Consider the following 10144-nt stretch of genomic DNA (forward strand, 5'->3'; position numbering starts at 1 on the left):
GAGCGAAATGAAAATCATTAAATCAGGCGGACACCGACTCTTTGAAAACGATCCCGAAACGGCACGAGTCGTTTCCAAGATGCTGTTGGATCTCGAACGGCACGGCATGGATGCGGTCCGCAAGTACAGCCAACAGTTCGACGACTGGAATCCAGATTCCTTCGAATTGAGCGGCGCGGAGATTGCCGAAGCGATCAAGACATTGCCGCAGCAGGTGGTCGAAGACACCGACTACTGTCAGACGAACGTCCGTAATTTTGCCAAAGCGCAACTCTCGACGTTACTGCCGCTGGAAGTCGAGATTCGGCCCGGAGTGACGCTCGGGCACAAACACATCCCGGTCCGTGCCGTAGGCAGCTATATTCCCGGTGGCCGCTACCCGATGTTCGGTTCGGCGCAGATGAGCATCATTCCGGCGAAAGTGGCCGGCGTAAAAACGGTGGTCGCTGCCACGCCGCCCGTCAAAGGCACGGGCTATTTTCCTGCAACCATCAACGCCATGAAGAATGCAGGGGCCGACCGCATCTTTATCGTCGGCGGTGTGCCGGCAATGGCGTTGATGGCCTTTGGCCTCGGCGGCTGTGAGCCAGTGGATGTGCTCTGTGGGGCCGGCAACAAGTTTGTTGCTGAAGCCAAGCGGCAGTTGTTTGGCCGCTGTGGAATCGATCTCCTGGCCGGGCCGACGGAGATTCTGGTGATTGCCGATGACTCGGCCGATCCGGCGCTCGTGGCCTGCGATCTGTTGGGACAGGCAGAGCATGATCCGAACTCGGGCATCTGCCTCATTGCGCTTAGCGAGGCGTTTGCTAAGGCGACACTTACTGAGTTGGAGTCGCAACTTGCGGTGCTGCCGACACGGGAGATTGCGGCTCTGTCGTGGCGTGACCACGGCATCATCTATGCCGCCGACTCGGCTGATGAAGCGATCGCGCTGTCGGACGACTATGCTCCCGAGCACTTGGAGTTACATGTTGCCGACCACGAGTATTACGCCGAGCGGCTCACGAACTACGGCTCGCTGTTCATCGGTGAAGAAACAACCGTCGCTTACGGCGATAAGTCGATAGGCACAAACCATATCCTGCCTACCAGTCGCGCTGCGCGCTACACGGGGGGTGTATGGGTTGGTAAGTTCCTTAAAACTTGTACCTACCAGAGGATGTCGCCGGCCGCGAGTCGCGAAGTCGGGGCGGTTACGGAACGACAATGCAATATGGAACGGATGTTAGCCCACGCCATCACGGCGCGCGTACGGATAGAGCGCTTCGCAACTGCGCCTTAATCTTTCAGAAATTCCATATAAACTCGGCCGAGGTCGCAATTTTGGACCACTTACCGTTTCGATTGACCGGCAAAATTGCGTTTGTTACCGGTGCAGCGACCGGCTTGGGCGCCGCGATCGCAGTGGCACTTGCCAAAAGTGGGGCGAATGTTGCGATCGGCGATAAATCTGGTAACTCGCTGCAAGAAACAGCAGCGGCGATCGAATCGCACGATCGCCGCGTCCTGGAACTTGAACTCGATGTCCGCGACCTTGAACGCCTTCCGGCCGCAGTCAGAAATATTGAACAACATTTCGGGGCGCTAGATATTTTAGTGAACAACGCGGGCATCAATCGACCATCGGCCGGCCTTGACGTGACCACCGATGAATGGGACGACCATTTTGCCACGAATGTGAAAGGTGGCTTCTTTCTGGCGCAAGCAGCAGCCCACGGGATGATCGAACGAGGTAGCGGACGCATTATTTTCATTTCGAGCCAATCTGGATTGATCGGCATTCCGGGACAGCCAGTGTATTGCGCGACGAAAGGCGCGGTAAATCAGCTCGTGCGAACGCTTGGTGTCGAGTGGGCGAAGTCAGGCATCACCGTCAACGCGGTTGCACCGACATTTGTTGAAACGAATCTCACACGGCGGCGACTCGAAAACCCTGAGTTCCATCAATTTGTGCTTGGCAAAATACCGATTGGCCAACTTGCCACGCCTGACCAGGTCGCCGCGGCCGTCGTTTACCTTGCGAGCGACGAAGCCGCCATGGTGAATTGTGACATTCTAAGAGTCGATGGTGGGTGGACAGCATGGTGAGCGACCGAAAAATCTGGTTTCAACTAATGCTAACGAGAGTAGCTTTAAGTGCGATGATGTTTATGGTCGTCGGGGCACAGCACTTAGCTGCCGACGAATCGGCAAACAACCGAGCTGAAGTAGCAACCTATCGCAATCCGATTCTCGATCAAGGTTCGATGGCCGATCCGCACGTCTTAAAAGTCGATGACAAGTACTACATGTACCCTACCTCGCACGGGCGCGGCTTTGACGTCTTCGTCTCCGATGACCTAGTCGACTGGAAGAACCAAGGCACAGTGTTCCATGATCCACGTGGTGGGGCATGGGCGCCCGATGTATTTCACGCGCAAGACGGCAAGTTCTATCTCTATTACACCGACGATATGCCCGACAAACGCGAGTTTCTGGACAAACAAATCGGTGTGGCAGTGGCCGACAGTCCACTTGGGCCGTTTGCCGACCGCCAAGTGCTTGAGGCTAATTCGATCGACGCCCATCTATTTGAGGACACCGACGGAAGGTTGTACCTCTACTATGTGTATCTTAGAGAGGGCTTCCGCATCTTGGTGCGGCCCATGGCCGACCCACTTACGCCTGCGGGCCAGCCCGTCGAGCTGATTCGTCCTACAGAACCCTGGGAACGCGCGAGCGGTCATGTCACTGAGGGTCCGTTCGTAATCAAACGTGGCGGTACATACTACCTCACCTATTCCGGCACCGGTGCCGACTCGCCCAACTACGGAATTGGCTACGCCACGTCGAAAACACCCACCGGCCCATTCACGAAATATGCCGGCAATCCGATCGTAAAGCGGACCCCGGATATCCATGGACCAGGCCATCACTCGATTGTCAAAGGTCCGCGTGGCGATCTGTGGATGGTGTATCACCAGAAGCGGAATTCAGCAATCAATTTTGACCGGTACTTGGCGATAGACCCGATTTGGTTTGATGACGGCGGCGTGTTGCACGCCAAGGTAACCAAGGGAACGGCTGAGTCGGCTCCGTAAATCTGCAAATTCACGACTTGGATCACTTACACGAAAGGTAAAACTGATGTTGCTTCGACGAAATTTCTCTCAGGGTGTCCCCTGTGTTGTTTTGTTGACAGTTGCGACGTTCATCTTCTTTTCTGCGGCGCTCAATGCCGCTGAACGTTGGACACCAGAACAGGCCAACGCTTGGCACGCTAATCAGCCGTGGCTCGTTGGCTGCAATTTCGTGCCCAGTACCGCAATCAATCAGCTCGATATGTGGAACGACTTCGATCGTGCGACGATCGAGCGTGAATTAGATTTGGCCGAATCTATCGGATTCAATACCGTGCGAGTCTTCTTGCATGACATTTGCTGGCGCGAAAACAAAGAACAATTTTTTGATCGCGTCGATGAGTTTCTGAGCATCTGTACAAAGCACAAGATCCGACCGCTCATAGTGATCTTCGACGGCGTATGGGATCCCGACCCACGGCCGACCTTGATCCACCAATTACGACCAGGCGTTCACAACAGCGGGTGGGTCCAAAGTCCGGGTCGCGTGATTCTCGCTAATGATGAAAAGCAGGAGCAACTCAAGCCCTACGTGATCGATGTACTTAAGAGATTCGGCACGGACGAGCGAATCCTCGGCTGGGATCTGTTCAATGAGCCGGACAACCCAAATGGAGGAAGTTATGGCCCGCTCGAACTGAAAGACAAGGATGCTGCCGCGGCCAAGCTGGTTCTGCGATCGTTTCAATGGGCTCGTGAAGTTGGACCATCGCAACCACTGACTGTTGGCGTGTGGCATGGCGACGACTTTAGCGATCCAGCCAAGCTCAACGAAACGCAAAAGGCCGCATTGGAATTGAGCGACGTGATCTCGTTTCACAATTACTCTGGTCCCGAATCGATGGAGTACAACATCAAGCAGCTGAGCGCTTACGGACGTCCCTTGCTGTGTACGGAATTCATGGCTCGCGGTAACGGGAGCACATTCGAGGCTATTTTGCCTATTCTGAAACGTGAGAAGGTTGGTGCCTATTGTTGGGGTCTTGTCGATGGCAAGTCACAAACGAAATACCCTTGGGCTACTTGGCAAACCCCAGAGCTTGGAGAGCCTGACCCCTGGCACCACGATATCTTCCACACTAGCGGCGAACCCTATCGCAGCTCCGAAGTCACGATGATTCGAAAGTTGACTTCGCAATTGACCCATCCAACGTCGAAGTAAGACCGTTTTCGGAGAGTCTCCCTTATGCGAAGTAAGTCTCAATGCAGTGGTAACCATGGGCGTCGACTTCGTATAGAGCGGCTGGAGCCCCGACTGGCGCTCGATGCATCGGCACTACGGATCACCGAATTTGTCGCATCAAACGACGATGGTTTGCTCGACTCGGATGGCGACGCGTCTGACTGGCTCGAAATATTCAATTCGGGCGATGATACGGTCGACCTTTCTGGCATGTATCTCACGGACAGCCCCAGCAATTTGCGCCGCTGGCGTGTGCCGGTTGGTGTGGCGATGGAGGCGGGAACGTATTTGGTCGTCTTCGCGTCGAACAAAAACGGCATGCGCAGTGGCGAATTGCACACGAACTTCGCGCTCTCCGCTGATGGCGAGTTTTTGGCGCTGGTCAATACAAATGGCACGACGATCATTGACCAATTCGCGCCGAGCTTTCCGACCCAGTTCGAGGATGTCTCTTACGGCCGCGCGATGGCAGCTGTCGGTGCCACGACGTCGCTCATCACGACCGGAGCAGCGTCCACAGCAATCGTTCCGTCGAGCGATGCCATTGGAGCGGATTGGCGTGAAGCCGACTTCGACGATTCGAGCTGGCCAATTTCCGGCCCAACTGGCCTAGGGTACGAGAATAGCCCAACAGATTCCATCAATTTCACGAGCCAGATTCAAACTTCGATCCCTAGCGGCACGGCCTCAGCATACGTTCGCGTGACATTCAACTTATCGTCGCTCGCTGACATCGGAAGGCTGACTCTAAGAATGAAGTACGACGACGGGTTTGCGGCCTACATCAATGGCGTGCCCATCGCCGAAGTTAACACTCCGGAAACACTGCAATGGGATTCGGCTGCATCGGCAGCGCACGCCGATTCGTCTGCTTTAGTGTTCGAAAACTTCGATGTCAGTGCAGCTATACCGGCACTACGAATCGGAGAGAACGTCCTCGCGATTCACTCGCTAAACCAGCCAACGGGCAGTGACATGCTCTTGGTCCCCGAATTGGTCGCCCGTGGAAGTTCGATTGCCGCGCCCGTGAAACTCGGCTACTTTGCAACTCCCACTCCGGGCTACGGCAATGGGAACAACGTGCTCGGTTACGCCGCCGAACCGACATTCAGCGTGCCCCACGGTTTCTACGAGTCGACACAGAACGCTGCAATCTGGACTTCGACTCCCTCAGCTATCATCGTGTACACGACAGATGGATCCACGCCGGAAGCCAGCACCAGCCTCACAGTCACCAACGGCACGCTCTACACGGGGCCGATTGCGATTTCTAGCACGACAACGCTCCGTGCCCGCGCCTTCAAACTCGGCTTTGAACCTTCGTTTGTAGAAGCGAGCACATATCTATTCCTTGACCACGTTATTCAGCAATCGCCGCTAGGCCAAGTTCCCGCTGGCTGGCCCGCAAACGCCGCCGTCAACGGCCAAGAAATGAACTACGGCATTGATCCCGATATCATCGCACTCTATGGTGCTGAGGCCGTCAAAAACTCATTGAGCTCATTGTCGGCAATCTCAATCACCACGGACTTGGCAAATTTGTTCGATCCAGTGACAGGAATTTATGTCAACGCGCTTAACCGCGGCATTTCGTGGGAGCGATTGGTGAATGTTGAACTGATCCAACCGGATGGCACTGTTGGATTCGAAGTGAACGCTGGGCTGCGAATTCGAGGCGGCTACGGCAGGAACGATTTCAATCCAAAGCACGCCTTCCGTCTCTATTTCCGCAGCGACTACGGCGACGGCAAACTGGAATTTCCCGTCTTCGGCGATGAAGGAACAGATGAATTCGACGTGCTCGATCTGAGAACGGAAAGAAATTATTCCTGGTCAAGCGACGGCGACTTGCAGAATACGTTTGTTCGTGAAGTATTCGGCCGCGACACCCAAGGCGATTTGGGAAGCGAGCATACTCGCAGCCGCTATCATCACCTGTACATTAACGGCGTCTATTGGGGCATCTACATGACCCAAGAGCGCGTCGAAGAATTCTTTAGCGAAACCTACTTGGGAGGCGATGCAGACGACTACGACATCCTCAAGGCAGACATCTTCGACTTAGGCCGTACGGAAGTGTCCGAAGGAAATGACGTCGCCTGGCGTCAACTGTTCGATTATGGAGATGCCCTGGCTTCCAATCCGATTGCAAATGCGAATCTCTATTGGACCATGCAGGGCCGCAATCCTGACGGCTTGCGGAACGCGCAATTGCCGGTGCTCTTGGACCCGGAAAACCTGGCTGACTTCATGCTAGTGATTTTCTACACAGGTGGGTTCGATACGGGGCTCTCACGCTTCTTTGGCGACAACATCGCTAACAATTGGTTTGGCGTGTACAACCGCGAAGCGGCAGACAAGGGTTTTCAATTTTTCATTCACGACAACGAGCACTCACTCGGCGCCGATTGGCCGACGATACATGGTTCACAACTCGTCAACCGCGTCGGGCCCTTTAACAACGGCAACCAAAGCAATTTCGCACAATTCAATCCACAATATTTGCATCAAGACTTGCTCTCCTCGCCTGAATATCGCCAGCTATTCATCGACCGCGTTCAGCAGCACTTTTTTAACGGTGGCGCGCTCACTGTGGGCGAGAATCTGACCCGTTTTCTTGAACGCGTCGCCGAAGTCGAACCAGCGATTATCGCCGAGGCGGCCCGTTGGGGCGATTCGAAGACTTCGCCGCCACTTAATAAATCGCATTGGCAAAATGAAATCGACTGGATCGTCAATACATATTTCCCGATGCGAAGCGACTGGGTCCTCAACCAGCTGCGTGCCGCCGGTCTGTACACGACTTTTCCCGCACCGACATTCAGCAATTTCGGCGGCACAGTGCCGCAAAGCTATCCTCTCTCGATCACCACTTCGACAGGCACGATTTACTATACGACGGATGGCATGACGGATCCTCGACTATTAGGCGGGGGAATCAATCCCGCGGCGAGTGTGTACACGGGTGCCGTGACACTCACCGGCGACGTTACGGTGAAGGCACGCGCGCGCACATCTTTGGGCGTCTGGTCGGGTCTTGTCCAAGCAACTTTTAATGTGCAAAGCTTGTCCGGTGACTTCGACAACGATGGAGATGTCGATGGCCGCGACTTTCTCGCTTGGCAGCGCGGAGGAAGCCCTTCTCCACTCAGCAGTGCCGACCTGACAACTTGGCAGAGCAATTACGGTTCTGTGGCCCCCGTGGTCGTCACAGAAGTCACAGCGCTCGCGGCAGACGATAAAGCATTCGCAGGTTGGTGGCTAATGATGCCGCCAAGCCAATTGTCGGCACTTCCAGCGATGGAGGTGATTGCTGATGAAGCCTTTCGAGAATCGTGGAGCAATGATTCACCCAATAGCCCCGTCTTTTCAAGCACGACGGACGACAGCGGCAGGGAATTTGTACCACACTGCAGCGTTGATGAATTGGCAAGCGAAGTCGAAGTATTCGACGCCGTCTTCGCGGAATGGGAAAGCGTGCTGTAGGAATTCATCAAGCCACAAAGTTCGAAACCATCAAACTCCGTATTTGTTGACTCAGGCGACTGTCCAATCGATCCCGGCCAACTTCAAGTTAGGATGCGCCTGAAGATGGCGCTGGAATCGGTCGGAACGCCAAAATAGCGAGCCAATTTGGTCACCGTCAGCAACTCTCCTATCTCAAGGTTCCTGATAACCGAGGTAAACCCGTGCGTTACTGAATTCCTCCGATAACGCGCTCCCCAAAAGGGCATATGTCTACCAAAAACACTGCCATATAGTTACAGTTACAGACTTTACGCCGACATTCCCGTAAAAGCCCTTGGACTTACATTGGCTGCCAATTGCCCCACAACTTACAAAAAAGTGCCATAATATATGGCTCCACATTATAAGCGTGGCGGCATATCTTTTCAAAACTGCCGATGGAATAAACTTACAAAATTCGAACAAATTTGTTGACTCCCCCCTGAGCGGTTGCTACGATCGAACTTGAGATGGGCACGCAGCTGCGAGTGTAGAGGCCTGCTCAGCAAGTTACCTGAAGCGACTAAGGAATAAGAAAAGAGGTTAGTTAGACGGGAAGTGTAGCAAGTTACGATCTAAAACTGTTGGGAGGTGCTTCTAATGAATTTGAAGTTTTCGAAGGGGTGTAGTGTCCTATTTTTCTCCATGCTTAGCGCGGCTATCACACTGGTTACCGCTGATGCGCTAGCGGCATCCGAAAATTTGGACTTCGAGCCACCCAGTTATTCGGTTGGCTCGGTTTTGGGGCAAAACGGCTGGTTTTGGAATGGTTACAGCGTTGCTCAGGATGGTGTCTTTACCGTTTCTGATGACTCGCCACTTGGTGGTATCCAGTCGTTGCGATTCGAGCGATCAAGCCAAGCATTAAGCGACATTTCTCTCGCCAATGTAATTGCAGCCAAGCGCGGAGCTGGCACCGACCTGCAGGTATCCTATCTCTACAGCGCGGGTGCAAATAGTTTAGGCGGCCTGTTCGTGGGTCCAGACGGAGTCAATGGATGGTCGCCGGCATTTGTTCAATTTCTACCGGACGGTACAGTTTTGTACGGAGAGAATTTCGGCGTATTCAGCTTTGTTGGACTCACCTATGCCGCAGATGATTTGATTTCGGTCAAGTATGAGATGGACTTCACGGATGATCCGTCCGGGATCGGTGTAGTGACGTACCGATTCAACAATCTAACGTCCGGTGCGCCAGAGTATGTTGCGACAAAGAATTTCTTTGCAGGCTGGGGGCCAGAAGGGCCGAACGGTGAGTATCTCGTTGACGTTTCGGTCGTAGGTCGTCTAGGTATCGGCCGGATCGACGATATTCAACTCTCGGCCATCCCGGAGCCGGGAACGCTCACGGGTCTAATCACCACTGTTGTGGCGGCTATGGGGTTGAATCGTCGCCGCAAATGACTCGCAAGCCGCGACATATACACCGAGCATTGTGCTCCGAAGAGATTTCGCGCGATTCATTTTTGCAAAATCGCAATTGCGGGCACCTGGAAACTGATTCAGGTGTCCGCAATTCGCTAGAATGGGATTGCAATTGGACGGAATTAAATCCCGTACTTGAAGCAATACACCTTTTTTACATTCCTCCGCCGCAACCTTGCCAAGGTGGCGAGTACAGTTTTAGCCCGAACCACTCTGGCTTCTATAACAGTAGCGGAGACCGCAGCCGTACGTCGCGGCTGGTAACGCTTTCGAGTGTACTGAATCGCACCCTTGCCCGTCGCCGCATTGAGGATATAGATCTAGCCGACACCTTCGGGGATTTTCATCAGAAATAATCTCTCGTTTGCCATCTACCTTCCGGAAATGAACGGTGCTTGACTCATCTCATTAGGGTCGAACTCGATGTTGCGAGCTTCACTGGCCATTTTAACTAGTAACAGCTGCCAACAACAAAAGAAGCAATTTCATGGTGTTTCCCCTACAGAAAACTTGAAAGAGTCACAGACGATTTCATTCTTCGGGATCATCACGTCGTATTCGCCCGCTTCGAGTTTTCCGATCGGAATTAACGCGAAGTGGGGCACACTTGCCCTCTGTCCAAAATTGCGTTTTGGAAAGGTGTAACTCACATCGATTCGATGTCCTTCAACCTTCACGGAATCCAGAGTCATTTCCAGTGGACCGATACGAGTGAAGAAGAATAGCCACAGTCTGTCATCATCCTCCAACTTCTGCGGCTCGGCTCCATCTGCGATAGCCCAGGACTTTCGGACAGTGGCGGGAGCCGGAATAATGGTTCTCGAAGGAGGTCCGATAGATGGACATACAAGCGAAGCAACAGCGGCCGACGTACAGCGATGAGTTTAAGCGAGATGCGGTGCGTCTGGTA

Annotated in this window: 6 protein-coding genes; all 6 read left to right on the top strand. The window is 53.7% G+C overall.

Annotated elements, in window-relative coordinates; translation table 11 throughout:
- Window positions 1-7 precede the first annotated feature (7 nt).
- The 6 genes from hisD (at window position 8) to AC6T8Q_RS03395 (ending at window position 9213) form a co-directional block, all read left to right on the top strand.
- Entirely contained in the window at window positions 8-1282 is a 1275-nt protein-coding gene (gene hisD, locus AC6T8Q_RS03370) for a histidinol dehydrogenase (protein WP_500677736.1), read from the top strand.
- 41 nt (window positions 1283-1323) lie between these two features.
- Complete coding sequence (locus AC6T8Q_RS03375) at window positions 1324-2088, top strand: SDR family NAD(P)-dependent oxidoreductase (protein ID WP_500677737.1); 765 nt, start codon at window positions 1324-1326, stop codon at window positions 2086-2088.
- A gap of 26 nt (window positions 2089-2114) precedes the next feature.
- Entirely contained in the window at window positions 2115-3080 is a 966-nt protein-coding gene (locus AC6T8Q_RS03380; RefSeq protein WP_500677738.1) for a glycoside hydrolase family 43 protein, read from the top strand.
- A gap of 46 nt (window positions 3081-3126) precedes the next feature.
- Window positions 3127-4281 carry a cellulase family glycosylhydrolase gene (locus tag AC6T8Q_RS03385; protein WP_500677739.1) on the top strand — a complete coding sequence of 385 codons (1155 nt, stop codon included), beginning with the start codon at window positions 3127-3129 and terminating at the stop codon, window positions 4279-4281.
- 24 nt (window positions 4282-4305) lie between these two features.
- A complete protein-coding gene (locus AC6T8Q_RS03390) occupies window positions 4306-7788 on the top strand; it encodes a chitobiase/beta-hexosaminidase C-terminal domain-containing protein (RefSeq protein WP_500677740.1) in 3483 nt (1160 codons plus the stop codon).
- 621 nt (window positions 7789-8409) lie between these two features.
- Entirely contained in the window at window positions 8410-9213 is an 804-nt protein-coding gene (locus AC6T8Q_RS03395; protein WP_500677741.1) for a PEP-CTERM sorting domain-containing protein, read from the top strand.
- Window positions 9214-10144: the final 931 nt, after the last annotated feature.

The organism is Bythopirellula sp., from assembly GCF_041737835.1.
Classification (GTDB): Bacteria; Planctomycetota; Planctomycetia; order Pirellulales; family Lacipirellulaceae; genus Bythopirellula.

What these genes read in the sequence shown, in the direction of transcription:
- AC6T8Q_RS03390 (WP_500677740.1), top strand. Translation starts at nt 4,306, where the DNA reads ATGCGAAGTAAGTCTCAATGCAGTGGTAACCATGGGCGTCGACTTCGT.
- hisD (WP_500677736.1), top strand. Translation starts at nt 8, where the DNA reads ATGAAAATCATTAAATCAGGCGGACACCGACTCTTTGAAAACGATCCC.
- AC6T8Q_RS03395 (WP_500677741.1), top strand. Translation starts at nt 8,410, where the DNA reads ATGAATTTGAAGTTTTCGAAGGGGTGTAGTGTCCTATTTTTCTCCATG.
- AC6T8Q_RS03385 (WP_500677739.1), top strand. Translation starts at nt 3,127, where the DNA reads ATGTTGCTTCGACGAAATTTCTCTCAGGGTGTCCCCTGTGTTGTTTTG.
- AC6T8Q_RS03380 (WP_500677738.1), top strand. Translation starts at nt 2,115, where the DNA reads ATGCTAACGAGAGTAGCTTTAAGTGCGATGATGTTTATGGTCGTCGGG.